The organism is Amycolatopsis sp. NPDC043889 (assembly GCF_056435645.1).
In genome coordinates this window covers 1-16,162 of sequence record NZ_JBWKEC010000061.1, presented here as the reverse complement: position 1 = coordinate 16,162, position 16,162 = coordinate 1, and the positions used below count along the sequence as shown (strand labels likewise).

The 16,162-nt window shown below is 68.7% G+C and carries 16 protein-coding genes; 8 read left to right on the top strand and 8 right to left on the bottom strand.

Annotation, left to right across the window (positions count from 1 at the left end; genetic code table 11):
• Positions 1-153: 153 nt before the first annotated feature.
• Positions 154-1,290 (bottom strand): serine hydrolase domain-containing protein, encoded by a 1,137-nt coding sequence (locus AC0685_RS43065; RefSeq protein ID WP_478230792.1) that lies wholly within the window; start codon positions 1,288-1,290, stop codon positions 154-156.
• 214 nt (positions 1,291-1,504) lie between these two features.
• Here AC0685_RS43065 and AC0685_RS43060 point away from each other — a divergent pair, with 214 nt between their 5' ends.
• Positions 1,505-1,999 carry a hypothetical protein gene (locus AC0685_RS43060; protein WP_478230791.1) on the top strand — a complete coding sequence of 165 codons (495 nt, stop codon included), beginning with the start codon at positions 1,505-1,507 and terminating at the stop codon, positions 1,997-1,999.
• Here AC0685_RS43060 and AC0685_RS43055 read toward each other — a convergent pair.
• On the bottom strand, positions 1,996-2,358 hold the full coding sequence (locus AC0685_RS43055; protein WP_478230790.1) for a hypothetical protein: 363 nt from the start codon (positions 2,356-2,358) through the stop codon (positions 1,996-1,998). The genes AC0685_RS43060 and AC0685_RS43055 overlap by 4 nt on opposite strands.
• Positions 2,359-2,429: 71 nt before the next feature.
• On the opposite strand from AC0685_RS43055, the gene AC0685_RS43050 reads away from it, so the two are divergent.
• Genes AC0685_RS43050 through AC0685_RS43035 form a run of 4 tightly spaced genes read left to right on the top strand, consistent with a single transcriptional unit; the run spans position 2,430 to position 4,460 of the window.
• Positions 2,430-2,825 carry a GntR family transcriptional regulator gene (locus AC0685_RS43050; protein WP_340681710.1) on the top strand — a complete coding sequence of 132 codons (396 nt, stop codon included), beginning with the start codon at positions 2,430-2,432 and terminating at the stop codon, positions 2,823-2,825.
• Positions 2,822-3,847: a DUF1648 domain-containing protein gene (locus AC0685_RS43045; protein ID WP_478230789.1), complete on the top strand. Its 1,026-nt coding sequence runs from the start codon at positions 2,822-2,824 to the stop codon at positions 3,845-3,847. Before AC0685_RS43050 ends, AC0685_RS43045 begins: the two co-directional genes overlap by 4 nt.
• 36 nt (positions 3,848-3,883) lie before the next feature.
• Positions 3,884-4,078, top strand: coding sequence for a hypothetical protein (locus tag AC0685_RS43040; protein ID WP_478230788.1), 195 nt, complete (start codon positions 3,884-3,886; stop codon positions 4,076-4,078).
• A 31-nt stretch (positions 4,079-4,109) separates the two neighbouring features.
• Complete coding sequence (locus AC0685_RS43035; RefSeq protein WP_340688658.1) at positions 4,110-4,460, top strand: DUF5997 family protein; 351 nt, start codon at positions 4,110-4,112, stop codon at positions 4,458-4,460.
• Between the two features lie 66 nt (positions 4,461-4,526).
• Here AC0685_RS43035 and AC0685_RS43030 read toward each other — a convergent pair whose 3' ends face one another.
• The 6 genes from AC0685_RS43030 to AC0685_RS43005 all read right to left on the bottom strand — a co-directional run bounded on the left by AC0685_RS43030 (position 4,527) and on the right by AC0685_RS43005 (position 13,040).
• Positions 4,527-5,279, bottom strand: a complete 753-nt coding sequence (locus AC0685_RS43030) for a LysR family substrate-binding domain-containing protein (RefSeq protein ID WP_478230787.1) — start codon at positions 5,277-5,279, stop codon at positions 4,527-4,529.
• 336 nt (positions 5,280-5,615) lie between these two features.
• Positions 5,616-8,339 carry an AbfB domain-containing protein gene (locus AC0685_RS43025; protein ID WP_478230786.1) on the bottom strand — a complete coding sequence of 908 codons (2,724 nt, stop codon included), beginning with the start codon at positions 8,337-8,339 and terminating at the stop codon, positions 5,616-5,618.
• Positions 8,340-8,348: 9 nt separating this feature from the next.
• Positions 8,349-9,341, bottom strand: a complete 993-nt coding sequence (locus tag AC0685_RS43020; RefSeq protein ID WP_478230785.1) for an ABC transporter permease — start codon at positions 9,339-9,341, stop codon at positions 8,349-8,351.
• Positions 9,338-10,294 carry an ABC transporter permease gene (locus AC0685_RS43015; protein WP_478230784.1) on the bottom strand — a complete coding sequence of 319 codons (957 nt, stop codon included), beginning with the start codon at positions 10,292-10,294 and terminating at the stop codon, positions 9,338-9,340. Before AC0685_RS43015 ends, AC0685_RS43020 begins: the two co-directional genes overlap by 4 nt.
• A gap of 200 nt (positions 10,295-10,494) precedes the next feature.
• Complete coding sequence (locus AC0685_RS43010) at positions 10,495-11,970, bottom strand: sugar ABC transporter ATP-binding protein (protein ID WP_478230783.1); 1,476 nt, start codon at positions 11,968-11,970, stop codon at positions 10,495-10,497.
• A gap of 2 nt (positions 11,971-11,972) precedes the next feature.
• Positions 11,973-13,040: an ABC transporter substrate-binding protein gene (locus tag AC0685_RS43005; RefSeq protein WP_478230782.1), complete on the bottom strand. Its 1,068-nt coding sequence runs from the start codon at positions 13,038-13,040 to the stop codon at positions 11,973-11,975.
• 150 nt (positions 13,041-13,190) lie between these two features.
• Between AC0685_RS43005 and AC0685_RS43000 the strand changes: the two genes are divergently transcribed.
• From AC0685_RS43000 to AC0685_RS42990, 3 genes are all read left to right on the top strand, one after another.
• The gene (locus AC0685_RS43000; RefSeq protein ID WP_478230781.1) at positions 13,191-14,189 is read left to right on the top strand and encodes a LacI family DNA-binding transcriptional regulator; all 999 of its coding nucleotides are present in this window, start codon (positions 13,191-13,193) and stop codon (positions 14,187-14,189) included.
• A 90-nt stretch (positions 14,190-14,279) separates the two neighbouring features.
• Positions 14,280-15,383: a sensor histidine kinase gene (locus AC0685_RS42995; RefSeq protein ID WP_478230780.1), complete on the top strand. Its 1,104-nt coding sequence runs from the start codon at positions 14,280-14,282 to the stop codon at positions 15,381-15,383.
• Positions 15,380-16,021, top strand: a complete 642-nt coding sequence (locus tag AC0685_RS42990) for a response regulator (protein ID WP_478230779.1) — start codon at positions 15,380-15,382, stop codon at positions 16,019-16,021. The genes AC0685_RS42995 and AC0685_RS42990 overlap by 4 nt, the downstream gene beginning before the upstream one ends.
• Positions 16,022-16,162 lie beyond the last annotated feature (141 nt).

Here is a 16,162-nt window from a genome sequence, read left to right as displayed (position 1 = left end):
GGGGGGGGGGGGGGGGGGGGGGTGGGGGGGGGGGGGGGGGGGGGGGGGGGGGGGGTGGGGGGGGTGGGGGGGGGGGAGGGGGGGGGGGGGGGGGGGGGGGGGGGGGGGTTTGGGGGGAAACCCCGACCCCCCCCCCACGACCCCCGGCACCCGTCACTTGCAGAACGCGGCGTCCACAGTGGCCATGACCGCCTTGGAACCCTTCTCTCCGTCGCCGAAGGTGCCCGGCATCGCGGTAACGGCGAGCCCGACGATCCGGCCGTCTTCCGTGGCCCCACCACGGGTTTCGAAGCCGTGGATGTCCCCGCCGTGTCCCCAGTACACGCCACCGCAGCTGAGCGGATTGCTCATCAGGCCGAGGCCGTATTTCGTACCGGGGAACAAGGGCGCGTCGACCGTTTTCCGCATTTCGGCCAGCTGCGCGGCGGGCAGCAGCCTGCCTTCGAGCAACACCTTGAAGAACTGGCCGAGGTCACTGGGGGTCGAGATCAGCTGCCCGGCGGCGCCGCCCCAGGACGGGTCCAGTTCGGTCGCGTCGATCACCTTGCCGGTGGCGGCGTTGCCGATGGCGTAACCCTGCGGATGCCGTCCCTGGATGGTCTGGTCGCCGACCTGCGGCCAGTACGTGTGCTTCAGGCCCGCCTTCTTGATCACGCGTTCGGTGATCTGCTCCTGGATCGGACGTCCGGTCACCTTCTCGATCAGCATGCCCACCAGCAGATAGCCGGTGTTGCTGTACTCCCATTTGGTGCCTGGCGCGAACTTCGCCGGGTGGCTCAAGGCCGCGGCGAGCAGTTCGTGGTTCGGGACGTACCGGTGCTGCACCTGCTCGAAGTTCTCGAGCCCGAGGTATTCGGTGTAGTTCGGCAGCCCGCTGGTGTGCTGCAGCAGATGCCGGACCGTGATCCTGGTGGCGTCGATGCCCTCGCCACGCACGATCCCGGGAAGGTATTTCTCGATCGGCGCGTCCAGTTCCACCTTGCCCTCGGCCACCAGTTGCAGGACCGCGACCGCCGTGAACGTCTTGGTGTTGCTGCCCGCCCGGACCGTGCCGTCCCGGGAAACCGGGACCTGGCGATCGATCCGCGAGGACCCCGCGACCAGCGACGCCGCACGCCTTCCGTCCGCCGCATAGGCGAGCGCGGCCGGGAACTTCTCTTGACGCACCAAGGCATCGAGGCCCTTCTGCAGCTCCGTCCCCTTGGCAGGCACCGCGTCCGCCGCCGTGGTCAACGCGGCGCCCATCAGCCCCGCCGCCGTCAGGACCACGACACCCTTGCGTACTGTCATTCGCACTCCTTGCTCGAACGGATCGACACCTACGACTCTGGCCGGATCGGGCGCGAAGATCAGGAGTGCTGACCGCCGAATCCCGGGTAGCGCTGGCGCTACCCCCGCCGAAAATTTTCGGACGAGAATTCGTCCCACCATTGTCCGCGCGGGATGCGGCTGGCTAAGGTCAGTTCGGTAAGTGGACTAGACCACCCGAGGCCGGGAGGCGACGATGCCCCTCGACGAACAGCAGACCTGGGCACTGCTGCGCGAACTGGACCAACCCGGCCACTGGGAGGTGCCGCACGACTTCGACGGACCGGCCGAACGGGCTCGCTTCGAGCGACTGGCCGAACATCTCTCTCGCCGATTCGGCTGCACCTGCGAAGTCGACCGCCACGTCCAGGACGCCAGCCACCTCGGCAGGATCGTGCTCCCGGCGAGCGCGATCTCCGCACGCGACCAGGTGACCGTCACGGTCAGCAATTTCGGCGGCCTCGTCGCGGTGACGCTGGGGAATCCGGGCAGCTACGACGAAGACGAGGAACGGGAGTTCTTCCCGACACCGGTCCGAAGACAGATCGAAGACGAGCTGGAAGCGCTCGGCTACCTGCCCGTCTCCGAACACCCGTTGTGGACCAAGTACACCGGGATCAGCGGATTCGACACCCTCTATCCCCCGGACCGGCCGCCGTCGTGGTGGGACCGGTTTTTCGACTACCTCTAGGCGTTGCTCGGCGCGAGCGCCCCGGCGAGTTCCGCCGCGTTCGGCACACTCACGAGCACCTCGTCGAACGGGAGCCCGGCGACCCCGCGATCGATTTCGATCCGCAGCCCCGGCACACCTCCGCGAGCCGACACCAGCTGACGGATCCCCGTGCCCAGACCCCAGTAGCCCACTTTCAGCACTCCGCTGATCAGCGCGCCGGCCCGCCCCCCGCGCGTCCGCCGCAAGGGCGCGTCGACCTGCTCGACGACCTTGATCGCCGCCAGCGGCACGACCACTTCGTCGCGCCACACGGCCAGCCGCTCCCAGGCCGAGAACCGCACCCGTACACCGCCCTCGGTGATGTCCATCGTCGCCATCGTGACCGCCTTCCCTCCATAGCCATCTGATGTAGTTGTTATAGTAAGTGTATAGCAGATATCCTTACGGGGTGTTGCTGACTCTCGACCTCGACAGCGAGGTTCCGATCTACCAGCAGATCCGCGACCGGATCGTCGAAGCCGTCGCCGACGGCGTGCTGGCCGAGGGCAGCGCCCTGCCCTCCACCCGGCAGCTCGGCGCCGATCTCGGGATCAACTTCCACACCGTCAACAAGGCCTATGACCTGCTGCGGACGCAGGGCTTCATCCGGATCAACCGCAAGACCGGCGCGGTCGTCCGGCGTGACGCGTCCTCGGGTCCGGCGGAGGACGGCTACGCGGACGAATGGCAGGACCGTCTGCGCACCTTGCTCGCCGAAGCCGTCGCTCTGGGCCTGGGCCCGCGCGAGGTGACCAGCCGGTGCGAGTCCGTGCTCGACTCCTTCGCCGTGAGCGCCCGGCGATGACCGGACCGCTCTGGCTGAACCTTTCCCTGATCGCGTTCACCGCGGCCACCTTCGCCTCGGCACCCGCGCTGGCGCGGCCGACTCTTCCCTTCGGCGTCCGGGTCCCGGCCCAGCGCACCGGAGAGGCCGTCATCCTCCTCGCGCGCCGTCGCTACAACCGGGGAATCGCGGTAGGTGCGGTTGTCGCCTGCGCCCTCGTCTTCATCGACGGGCTCGCACCCGAGATAGTCCTGGTCGGTTTCGTCGCGGCCTGTTCGCTGCTCGGCGGCCTGGCCAGTCGTTCGATCGCCGCCGCGAAACGCGAGGAGGGCTGGTATGCCGGGACACGGCAGGCGGTCATCGCCGACACCTCGCTGCGCTCGGATCCGGTACGTCCACAGTGGATCCTGCTGGCGCCGGCGGTGCTGCTGACCGTCGTCACGGCGGTCATCGGCCTGTCCAAGGGCACGACGAACTTCTCGACGGTCCTCACGCAAATCCTGGTTCTCGCGCTGATCCCGCTCCTGTCCATCGCGATCTCTCGGGCCAGACCCGAGATCGACGCCGCACAGCCGTCGGCGTCGGCTTCGCGATACAGGGAGTACCTGCACGGGGTGCTCAGCCTGCTGCTGATCTCCGCGGGCTGCGTCAACGCGACCATGCTCGTCGTTTCGCTCCAGCAGTGGGAGTTCGTCGAGACGACGGTGCCGACGACGATCGTGGGCTACCTGCCCCTCGTCGCCGCCTTCATCGCGTGGATCGTCTTCTCCGTCCGGGCAGGCGACGCCGGGCACCGGTTGTCTCCCACCGGCGACGAACCGGAGACCCGGTACGAACAACGTGACGACGACCGCTATTGGCACGCCGCCGGGATGGTCTACCTGAACCGGAACGACCCCGCGCTCTTGGTGCACCGGCGGGTCGGGACCTACTGGACGCTCAATCTCGGGCATCCGATCGCGTGGGTCGTCCTCGCCGCGGTCGCCGTGACGGGGGTGCTGGCCGGATTCGGTGTCGTGACCCTCCCGGCGAAGGGCGGCTGACGATACCCTGGCCGTGGGTGAGGAACCGTGGCCGTGGTGCCGGACTTCGTGGGAAAGCAGGCGCTCGACGCCTGGCTGTCCGGGCACGACGCGGGCCTGTCGCTGCAAGGCGCCGATCCGGACACCGCGGTGACGACCCAGCCGGCGACCCCTGCCGGAACTTCTCGAAGACCAGGCCGAGGGCTGATCACCGGGTGTGATCGGCGGTGCCCGGGCCGCTCGTTACCCTGAGGGGATGACGTCGCAGAAAACCCCTCAAACGATGAAGCCCGCGACAGCGGCGAAGAAGCTGGGTGTGTACCTCGAGGCAACCCCGGCGGAGTTCCAGGAGGGTGTCGTCTCCCGCGACGAACTGAACGCGCTGCAGGCCGAGCCACCCGAGTGGCTGCGGGAACTGCGCCGCAACGGACCGCATCCGCGTCCGGTCATCGCGGCGAAGCTGGGCGTCTCCATCAGCGGCCTGGCGCGCGGCGGGATCACAGGCGCCCTCACCACCGAGCAGATCGAAGCGGTCAAGAACGAGAACCCCGATTGGCTGAAGCGGGAGCGCGAGACGCAGGCCGAGGTCCGCAAGGAGGAGGCGCGCCTCAAGGCCGCCCGCAGCGAAAGCTGACCGACGACGGGCTTGCCGCGCCGGAAACGTTGCGAAAGCCACTTTCGCAACCTCGGCCCGCAGGCGCTAACCGCGACGACGGGGCTTGCCGCGCTTCCCGCCCTGAGGAGTGCGGCGATTCCCGGTCCGCGGCTCCCGGACGGCGGCTTGGGGGCGCTTGCTCTTCGCCGGGGTCTTCTTCTCCGGCGCCTGCTTTTCCGGGGACTGCTGCCGCCCGCGCGTGCTGTTGACCGTGCGACCGCGCACGATCCCGATGAACTGCTCCATCAGGTCGGAGGTCTCTTCGTCCGGCCAGGACAACGCGACGCCGGACTCCGGCGTACCGGAGATCGGACGGTAGGTCAGGTCACGCCGGTGGTGCAGCCGCGCGAGCGACTGCGGGACGACCAGGAGCCCGACACCGGCGGCGACCAGTTCGATGGCGTCCGCCGTGGTGGCGGGTCGCTCCAGCGCGGGTTTCCCCGGCGGCGCGGCCCAGTCCAGCGTGTCGTCGAGCGGGTGCAGCACGATTTCGTCGGCGATGTCGTCGACGGAGACCTCGTCCGCGGCGGCGACCAGGTGGTCCTTGGGGACGACCACGACGGTCGTCTCGGTGTAGAGCGGGATCGCGTGCAGCCCCTCGCGATCGATCGGGAGCCTCAGCAGGACGGCGTCCACCTCGCGCTCCCGGACCAGCGCGGCGGCCTCGGCCGCGGTCGTCTGGACGAGTTCGAGCGGCACGTCGGGCGACCGCTCGTTCCAGATCCGGACCCACTTCGAGGGCGTCACGCCGGGGACGTACGCGAGCTTGAAGGAGGTTGGGTTATCCGGGCCGGTCATGGGGCAAGGTTACCGGGAGTGGTCATCGCCCTCGTGAGTGGCAAGGACGGTTAGAGCCAAGGGTGTCTTAGGTACCTACTGGATGTGGTGGCAGTTGGTCGCAGGTCCGTGAAGGCCTCCTTGCCTACCCTGAAGGTAGGGAAGGAGGCCTTCACGGACTACGTGATCGCCATCCGCGGCCTCAGCAACACCACCAGCTCCAGCAGTCTCAGTGGCGGCGCGGGAAGGCCCCCTTCATGTACTGCAGGAGCGAGCAAGGGCGGCGGTGGCAGGGTGGGGCACGTCTCGTGAGAGTGGCAAGGACGGTTAGAACCGTCCTTGCCACTCACGAGCCGGCTACGGAGCCCAAGCCGCGGAGACCGCCCAGGTCACGTCCTGGTCGTACGAGACCGGGTTGTCGAACGGGTGGCCACCGCCGCCGGCGGCGACATAGACCTCCTCGGCGTAGTGCCGCATGTTCGTGCCCGGCTCGTTCACCGACGCCAGCCGGACTCCACCGGCCGCGGGCTGGGCGCAGAACGTCGCGTCCTTCCGGAACAGGTCGGTGTTGTCGTTGCCACCCAGCCGCAACCGGAAGTCCGCGTGCCGCAGGAACTGGCCCGGATAGTTGCGTGCCTCCAGCGAATAACACGACGGGTCCGCGAGACCGCGCCGCACGACGAACGTCGCGTCCGCCTTCAGCAACGCCGCACTCGACGCGTTCACCACGTCCGTCCGCGCGAGGCCGTCACGGTGCCGCAGGAAGCGGTCGGTGAAGCCGGGAGTCGTCACCTTGAACGACCGCGCCTGGTCCAGCGGCAGATCCGCGCCGCTGCGCCAAAGCGGGACCGACGCCGCCCACGTCGTGTCCGCCGCGAAGCTCGACGGCGTGTCCCACGGGTTCGGCCCGCCGCTGCGCGCCAGATAGACGGTCTCGGCGTAGTGCCGGATGTACGCGCCACGCTGGTTGAAGGACTCCAGAGCCGTTCCGCCGGCGCCTTCCCTAGCGCAGAAGGTCGCGTCCCCGGCGAACAGCGCCGAGCCGTCGTTCGGGTCCTTGCGGATCCGCGACGACGCGTGCCGCAGGAAGTGCCCGGGGTGGTTCCGCGACTCGAACGACAGGCACGACGCGTCGGCCAGCCCCTGCCGGGCCCAGAACGTCGCGTCCTTCTTGGCGAGGTCCGCGCTGCCCTCGCCCAGCACATCAGTCCTCACGAAGTCGTCCTGGTGCCGCAGATAGCGATCCGTGTATCCGGCCGTCGTGACCCGCAGGGACACCGGCTCGCCCCGGCCCACCTCGGTGCCCTTGGCGATGGCGAGCACCTTCTGGTTGATCTCGCGCACCCGCGCCTCGGTCATCTTCAGCACGCGGCGGTCGTAGGTGTAGAAGCCGTTGACCTCGTTCTCGACATCGTACGGCTCGGTGTAGACCGACGCGGAAAGCCCGCGGCCGTGGACGAACCGACCGACCTGCTTGGTGATCTCCACGTACCGGTTCGTCAGCGACGTCTCGTCCGGATACAGCGCGCCGTACGCGAAACCCTTGCCCGGTTCCCATTCGTGCCCGCTGACGCGTCGCCCGAGCCCGCCGTATTCACCCAGCACGGCGATCCGGCGCGCGTCGGGTTGCCTCGTACCGGTGGAGACCTGATACGCGTGATCGTCGATCACGTCGCCGTTGCCCGGATCCGGATCGGACACACAGCAGTTCGAGCCGGAGTTGTGGTTGATCAGCCGAGTGTCGTCGATCGAGCGGACCAGATCGACGATCCGGCCGGCGTCGTACTCGCCCCAGCCTTCGTTGAACGGCACCCACTGCACGATCGAGGTGATGCTCTTGTGCTGCTCGATCATCCGCCGCAGTTCGGACTCGAAGTTCGCGTGCCCGTTCGGGACCTCGTCGATCGAGTCGAGCGACGGCATGTCCTGCCAGACCATCAGCCCGAGCCGGTCGGCGTGGTAGAACCACCGCGCGGGCTCGACCTTGATGTGCTTTCGGACCATGTTGAAGCCCAGTGCCTTCTGGCGTTCGAGATCGAACCGCAGCGCCTCGTCGGTCGGCGCGGTGTAGATGCCGTCCGGCCAGTATCCCTGGTCCAGCGTGCCCAGCTGGAAGACGAACTTCCCGTTGAGCAGCGGCCGCATCACGCCGCCGACCATCGCCTTGCCCAGCGACCGCATGCCGAAGTACCCGGTGACGACGTCGCCTCCCGGCAGCCGGACGCGCAGGTCGTAGAGGAACGGGTCGTCCGGCGACCACAGCCGCGCGTTCGGCACCGGAATCCGCAGGCGGGTACCGACGGTACCGGTGGCGGTGCCGACCACTTGACCACCCGAAAGGACTTCGGCGGTCGCTTGCTGCCCCGCGGTCCCTTGGACGACGAGGTCGAGCGCGCCGCCGGGAACATCGGGAGTGGTGTCGAGCCGCGTGATGTGCTCGGCACGCACCGGCTCCAGCCAGACCGTCTGCCAGATCCCCGACGCCGCCGTGTAGAAGATGCCGCTGGGCGCTTTGCGCTGCTTTCCCACCGGGTACCGGCTCCCGTCGACAGGAGACGCGACGCCGACGACGATCTCGTTCTCCCCCGCCTTGAGCGCAGGGGTGATGTCGAACGAGAAGGCGTCGAAACCACCGGTGTGGCTCCCGACCGGCGTCCCGTTGACCCAGACCCTGGTCTCCCAGGTGACGGCACCGAAGTTGAGCTTCACCCGGCGACCGTCCCAAGTGGACGGAACGGTGAACGTCCGGCGGTAGAACATGTTGTCCTCATGCCGTTTGATGCCCGAAAGCATCGATTCGATCGGGTAAGGCACGAGGACGTTCTCGCTCAACGGCCTGCCGATAGGCGGCGAATTCAGGTTCGGTGCGCCGGTGAAACCCCAGGTTCCGTTGAGATTGAGCCATTCCGAGCGCACCAGTTGCGGGCGCGGGTACTCGGGCAGCGCGTTCGACGGCGAGACCTGGCCGGTCCACGGGGTGGGGAGCGGGACGGGAGCGGCTTGGGCGACGGGGACGAGTGTCGTCGCGGCGGCCAGCAGACCGGCCACGACGCTCAGGGCGCGCGCGGTTCTTCGGTGCATGCGATCTCCCTATCTCCGGGCGGTCGTACGGGCCAATGACCGTTGCAGCACAACGACCACCAAGAGGAACGCACCGCTGACCACCGACTGGTAGTTGCTGTCGAGAGTTCCTATCTGGTTGATGACGTTCTGGATGACCGTTCGGATGCCCACCCCGATGACCGTTCCGAGAATCGTGCCCATCCCGCCGGTCAGCAGGGTGCCGCCGATGACGACGACGGAGATGGCGTCCAGTTCGAGGCCGACCCCGATCACCGTGACACCGGATTGCAGGTAAGCCGCGGTGAGCGCGCCCGCGAGCCCGGACAGGACGCCGCTCATCACGTAGACGGTGACCTTGGTGCGCGCCACCGGCAGTCCCATCAGTTTCGCGGACTGCTCCGAACCGCCGGTCGCGAACACCGACTGACCGAACCGGGTCCGCCGCAACAACAGCCCACCGACCAGGCAGAGCGCCGCCGCGATGAACACCGGATAGCCGAACCCGAACAGCGTGCCACGCCCGAGTTCGACGAACGCCTCGCCTTCCGGGATCTTGTACGTCGTCGCGCCCTCGCTGGTGATCGCGAGCAGCAGCCCGCGGGCGAACAGCAGGGACGCCAGCGTGACGATGAACGGTGCCATCCCGGTCTTCGCGACGAGCAACCCGTTGATCAGGCCGATCAGCCCGCACACCGCCAGCGGTAGCAGCAGCGCGACGAGGAATCCCCATTGCGACCCGTAGGCGGCGAGGACCCCGCCGAGCGCGTAGACGGATCCCACGGACAGGTCGATCCCGCCGGTGATGATCACGAAGGTCATCCCGAGCGCGATGATGGCGAGGAACGAGCTCTGCAACGCGATGTCGCGCAGGTTGTCCAGGCTGCCGAAGCGCGGGAACAGCAGCCACGCGACGGCGACCATGAGCACCAGCGCGATCGCCGCGCCCTGTTTCTGCAGCACTCCGGTCATCAGCTCGCGCCGCGCGGAGTCCTGGGCGGCCATCGTGGGCGCCGCGGTCATCGGCTGCTCCGTTCCCGTGCGACGTACACCGCGCCGACGATGATCGCGGCCTGGATCATCTGCGCGGTCGAATCCGGCAGGTTGTGCTTGATGAGCGTGGCGCGGACGAGCTGCATGAGCAGGACACCCATCACCGTGCCGAGGATGCGGACCCGGCCGCCGGTCAGCGGGGTCCCGCCGACCACGACCGCGGTGATCGCGGACAGTTCCATCAGCAGGCCGGCGTCCGCGGGGTCGCCCGCGCCGAGCCGGGCGGTGGACAACACCCCGGCCAGCGCCGCGAGCAGCCCGCAGATCGCGTAGACGCCGATGAGGACGCGAGTGACCGGCAACCCGGCGAGCACGCTGGCCCGCCGGTTGCCGCCGATCGCGACCAGCCGCCTGCCGAACGCCGTCTTCCCGACCAGCGCCGCCATCAGCACGGCCAGCACGGCCGCGATGAGCACGCTCACCGGGATCCCGAGCACCTCGCCGGTGCCGAGCGCGAGGAAGCCCGGATCGTGCAGCTGGATCAACTGGCCGTCGGCGAGCACCAGCGCCAGCCCGCGCCCGCCAACGAGCAACGCCAGCGTCGCCACGATGGGTTGAATCCCGACTCTGGCCACGAGGACGCCGTTGAACGCACCCGCCGCCAGCCCCGCGGCGAGCGCGATGGCGACCGCGGGCAGCGTTCCGTAGCCGAGGTACAGCGGGACGAGCGCGGCCGACAGCGCCATCACCGCGCCCACCGACAGGTCGATGCCCTCGGTGCCGATCACCAGCGCCATCCCGAGCGCGACCACCAGCACCGGCGCGGCCTGGATGAGCTGGGTGCGGAAGTTCCCGACGGTCAGGAAGTTCGCCGTGAACGCGATGTTGAACAGGACGAGCGCGACGACGGCGACGTACACGCCGTACTCCTGCAGCCACCGCGCCGCCCGGGTCCGGTCCACCGTTTTCGCCGTGTCCGTCATGGTGGGCCCCGGTTCCTCCGTTCTCCGCTGAGTGCTAGTGGTTGCCATCGGATGTCCTTCGGGGGTATTCGGCGGATCCAGGTTTCCGCTGGGCGTGCGGCCGCGAGGGCCTCGTACCGGGTTGTACTCGGGCTTCGCGGCCGTGCGTCCAGCGGGAAGCTGGGCCGTCGAGACCCCCGGAGGACATCCGATGGTGACCACTAGTCATCCGCGCCGCCCGAGGCGATCGCGGCCAGCACGTGGTCCTGAGTCAGCTCGTCCCCCGCCAGTTCCCCGACCACCGCGCCGTCCTTGAGCACGATCAGCCGGTCGGCGCCGTCGAGTAGTTCGTCCATCTCCGACGAGATCAGCAGGACGGCGAGCCCATCTTTCGCGAGTTCGTCGATGAGCGCCTGTACCTCCGCCTTCGCTCCGACGTCGATCCCCCGGGTCGGCTCGTCGAGCAGCAGCACCTTCGGTTCGGTGCAGAGCCAGCGGGCGAGCAGCACCTTCTGCTGATTGCCGCCGGAGAGCTCCGCGACCTTCTGATCCGGGCTGGAAACCTTGATCCGCAGGCGTTTCACGAACGTGTCGACGATTCGGTCCTGCCGGGCGCGGCTGACCAGGCCGAAACGGGACAGCTTCGGCAACGCGGCGAGCACGATGTTCTCCCGTACCGAGAGATGCGGGATGATGCCCTCGGTCTTGCGGTCTTCGGCGAGCATGCTGACCCCCGCGCGCATCGCGGCGGCCACATTCCCTTGCGGGACTTGCTTTCCCTCGACGAGGACGGTGCCACCGGACAGCGGCAGATCGCCGACGATCGCCCGCGCGGTCTCGGTCCGGCCGGAGCCGAGCAGCCCCGCGAGGCCGACGATCTCGCCGGGTCTGATCTCCACCGATACCCCGGTCAGGCGGTTGCCGCTGGTGAGGTTCTCCGCGCGCAGCACCGGTTCCCGGCCGGCCTCGTGGTCACCCTCGAAGGCCGTCGCGCCATGCGAACGGATGTCGCCGACACTGCGGCCGAGCATCATCGACACCAGTTCCAGCCGCGGCAGGTCGGCGAGCGGGCCGGTGTGGACCCGCTTGCCGTCCCGCAGCACCGTCACCCGTTCGCAGATCCGGTACAGCTCGTCCATGCGGTGGCTGACGTACACGATCGCGATCCCGCGTTCGTGCAGCCTGCCGATGACCTCGAACAGCGTCTCGACCTCACGCGGCTCCAAAGACGACGTCGGCTCGTCCATGATCACGACGTCGGCGTCGATCGACACCGCGCGGGCCAGCGCCACCATCTGCTGCGCGCCGACACCGAGTGTCCCGAGTGGACGGCGGACGTCGGCGTCGATGCCGTAGTCCTTCAGCAGCGCCGCCGCGTCGGCGTTCATCCGCGCCCAGTCCACCAGCCCGAACCGCTTGCTCGGCTCGCGGCCGAGGTACACGTTGCTCGCCACGCTCATCAGCGGGATGAGGTTGACCTCCTGGTAGATCGTGGAGATCGCGCCCCGCGCGTGGATCGTGCCGGAATCCGGCTTGTGCACGCCGGTGAGCACCTTGATCAGCGTCGACTTCCCGGCGCCGTTCTCGCCCACCAGCGCGTGCACCTCGCCCGGCCGCAGCGCGAACGACACGTCGTCGAGCGCGCGCACCCCGGCGAACGTCTTCGTCACGCCTTCGACCTCGAGAACCGGTTCCATCGTCAGTACGCGTTCCCGAGCTTCTGGGCCGCGTTCGCCGAGTCGTACTGGTCGTCGGAGATCACCACGGTCGGCGGGATCTCCTTGCCGGCGGCGAAGTCCTGCAGCGTGGAGAAGGCGAGCGGGCCGAAGCGCGGGTTGGACTCGATCACCGCGTTGTAGCTGCCGTCGGCGATGAGCTGGACGGCGTTGCGGGTGCCGTCGATCGAGACGATCTTGACGTCCTTGCCCGGCGTCTTGCCCGCGGCCTTGAGCGCGGTCACCGCGCCGATGCCCATCTCGTCGTTCTCGGCGTAGACGGCGGTGATCTCCGGGTTGCTCTGGATGAGCTGCTCCATGACCGCCTGGCCCTTGGACCGGTCGAACTCACCGGTCTGCTCGGCGACGATCTGGATACCCGTGGTCGCGGCGATCTCGTCCTTGAAACCCTTGGTGCGGTCGGTGGTCACGTTGTTGCCGGACGCCCCGAGCAGGATCGCGACCTTGCCGGTGCCGCCCGTGGCCTTCACCATCTCCTGCGCGGCGCGCTTGCCCTGCTCGACGAAGTTGGAGCCGATGAAGGTCAGGTAATCGGTGCACGGCTGGGAGGTCACCTTGCGGTCGATCGTGACGACCGGGACCTTCTTGGCCTTCGCCGCGTCGAGGGCGGGCTGGAGGCCGTCGGAGTTCAGCGGGGCGACGATGAGCAGCTGCGCGCCCCGGTCCAGCAACGACTTGATGTCGCTGACCTGCTTGTTGAGATCGCTCTGCGCGTTGGTGATCAGGAGTTTGTCCGCCGGGACACCGAGTTTCGTCGCTTCGTCCTTGATGGACTGCGTCTCGGCGATGCGGAACGGGTTCGCCTCCTTCTCCGACTGGGAGAAGCCGATGACCGCGTTCTTCACGTCCACCTGCGGGTAACCGGTCTTCTCGCGGGCGCATCCCGGCCCCGCGGCCTGGTTCGGCGCCGCCGAAGCGGCCGGTCCTGCCCCCGACGGGGCGGATTGCTGGGTCTCGCGGCTGGTGCAGGCCGTCAGCGCGAGCGCGAGGCCGGTCACCAGGAGCAGGGTGCGGCGGATGGGCAGGGACATCGATCGCTCCTCGGGGAAGTCGAGCACACGGATCTGCGGTGACCCATGTCACTCATAGGGACGATGCCAGATTTACATCGTTGGTACAACGTTGTAAATCCGCCGTTCGCGCGGCTAGGCTGTGCCGGAGCACTGCAGAGGGGAGCGAGGGTGGCCACGCTCAAGGACGTCGCCAAGCTTGCGGGCGTCTCGGTCAAGACCGTGTCGAACGTGGTCAACGGCTACGACTTCGTCAAGCCGGAGAACCGCAAGCGCGTCGAGGAGGCACTGGCGTCGACCGGATACCGGCCCAACCTGGGCGCCCGCAACCTCCGCCGCGGCCGCACCGGGTTCCTCGGGCTGATGCTGCCCGAACTGAGCATCCCGTACTTCGGCGAGCTGGCGGGCCTGGTGCTGCAGGCGGCGCAGGAACACGAGTGGAACGTCCTGATCGAACAGACCCTCGGCACCAGGGAGCGGGAGCGCAACGCGCTGTCCGCGCTCGGCCCCCACCTGATCGACGGCGCGATCATCAGCCCGGAAGCCTTGCACACCAACGATTTCGAGGATCTGGCGCCGGGCGTGCCACTGGTGATGCTCGGTGAGCACGTCGTCGACGTCCCGATCGACCACGTCGGTATCGACAACGTCCAGGCCGCCAGGATCGCGGTGCGGCACCTGATCTCGCTCGGTCGCCGCCGGATCGCCGCGATCGGCGCGCATCCGCAGCGCCACACGGCCGCGCAACGGCTGGAGGGTTATCACTCCGCGCTCGAAGAAGCGGGGCTCGTGCCCATTCCCGAACTGGTCCTGCCCGCCCTGCGCTACCACCGCTCCAACGGTGCCGAAGCGATGGCGCACCTCCTCGCGCTGCCGGAACCGCCCGACGCGGTCTTCTGCTTCAACGACCTTCTCGCCATCGGCGCCCTGCGCGCCGCGGCCGAACGCGGCGTCCAGGTGCCGTCGGACATGGCGATCGTCGGCTTCGACAACAACGAGGAGAGCGCGTACAGCCTGCCGTCGCTGACGACGATCGCGCCGGACAAGGCGGCGATCGCGCGAGCCGCCGTCGACCTGCTGCGACGGCGTATCGCGGGCGGGAGCGACCTCGAACCGGAAGACGTCCAAACGCCGTTCTCGCTGGAGATCCGGAACAGCACCATCGCCTGACTCCCGCGTTTCGTCCTCTGAATGCGGTACTTGCGCGTGCAACCACCGCATTCAGAGGACGAAACGCGGGAGTCGTGGCATTGTGTGTCCGTGAACCGGGCTCTGGCCGCACTGACCCTCGTCGCGTACGTGACGTTGCCGCTCGGCTCGGCCAAATACGAGACGCTCGTGCTGCCGACGCTCCTCGCCGGGCTGGTCTACGCGGCGATCGCGATCGCCGGCTTCCCCTGGGTGCAGAAACGCGGGCGCCCGTGGGCGATCGCGTACGTCTGCGTTCAGTTACCGCTCGGCTTCACCCTGTTCTCTCTGTCGGGCGCCGCCATCGGGGCCGTCCTGCTTCTCGTGGTCCTCGTCTGTCACACAGTGTTGCTGCTACCGCTACCGGCCGCTTTCGGGGTCGCGGCGGTGATCCCGTTGATCCACCTGCCGATGGCACCGCTGGACGGGCTCCGCGAGGGGCTCGGGACGCTGGCGGTCATGGTCTTCGCCGCCGTGGTGACCGAATTGGTCGTCCGGGAGAAGCGGGCGCGGGAGGAGCTGGCCGACGCGCACGAACGTCTTCGCGACCAGGCCGCGCAGGCCGAACAGCTCGCCACGATCCAGGAACGCAACCGCCTCGCGCGCGACATTCACGACGGGCTCGGTCACCACCTCACCGTCGTCCAGATGATGTTGCAGGCCGCCCGCGCGGTGATCGGCACCGGCGACACGGAACGGGCCGACGGGATGCTCGCCAAGGCACAGGACCAGTCGCGCGAGGCGCTGGCAGAGGTCCGCCGGTCGGTGTCGGCGTTGCGGGAGCCGCGTTCCGAACCGCTCGCGGACGCGGTGCGGGCGCTGACGGAGGAGACTTCCGCGGCGGGCGTGCCGACCGGGTTCGAGGTCAAGGGCACCGCGCGGGACACCCGGGCCGACGTGGAGGAGTCTCTGTTCCGGGCGGCACAGGAGGGACTGACCAACGTGCGCAAGCACGCGCGAGCCACCGCCGCGACCGTGGTGCTCGACTACGCCGTCACCGATCGAATCCGGCTCGAGGTCCGCGACGACGGTCTCGGGTTCACCGGGGATCCCCTGCCGGACAAGGGTTTCGGTCTCGTGGGACTACGCGAGCGGGTCGCCGGGCTGGGCGGCAGTGTCTCGGTCGACTCCGAAGAAGGGCACGGCTCGACGCTCACCGTGGAGGTGCCGGGATGAGCGTCCGGGTGCTGATCGTCGACGACCAGGCGTTGTTCCGAGAGGCGTTGGCGACCCTGCTGGAAGTCCAGCCGGAGATCGACGTCGTCGGCGAGGCCGCGAACGGTGAGGAAGCCGTCCGGCGCTGCGCCGAACTCCGTCCCGACGTCGCGCTGATGGACCTGCGGATGCCGGTGCTGGACGGCATCGCGGCCACCGCACGGCTTCGGGCCGAGCAACCGGACGTGCGTGTCCTGGCTTTGACGACATTCGACGACGACGAGGACGTGTTCGCCGCGTTGCGCGCGGGGGCCGTCGGCTATCTGCTCAAGGACGTCTCGTCGACGCGGCTGGTCGAAGCGCTGGTCGCGGCCCAGCGGGGCGAATCGGTGCTGCAGCCGTCGGTCGCGGCGAAACTCGTCGCCAGGGTGGCACGGCTGCCCGCCGAGGCACCCCGGCCGTTGGCGACCCCGCTCTCGGAGCGTGAACTCGAGGTTGTCCGGCTCCTGGCCGGCGGCCGCAGCAACCGCGAGATCGCCAAGACGCTGTTCCTCGCCGAGGGCACGGTGAAGAATCTCGTGACGAGCGTCCTGTCCAAGCTCCAGGTGCGGGATCGCACCCAGGCCGCCCTGCGCGCGAAGGAACTCGGCCTGTTTTGAGCGGCGGGTCGTGGGGGGGGGGTTTGGGTTTCCCCCCCACCCCCCCCCCCCCCCCCCCCCCGCGCTCTCCCCCCCGTGGGCCGAAAAAACCCGTCCATTTTTCTTGTGTGGTCCCGCAATCCTCCGTGTTTTCCGTGGAGG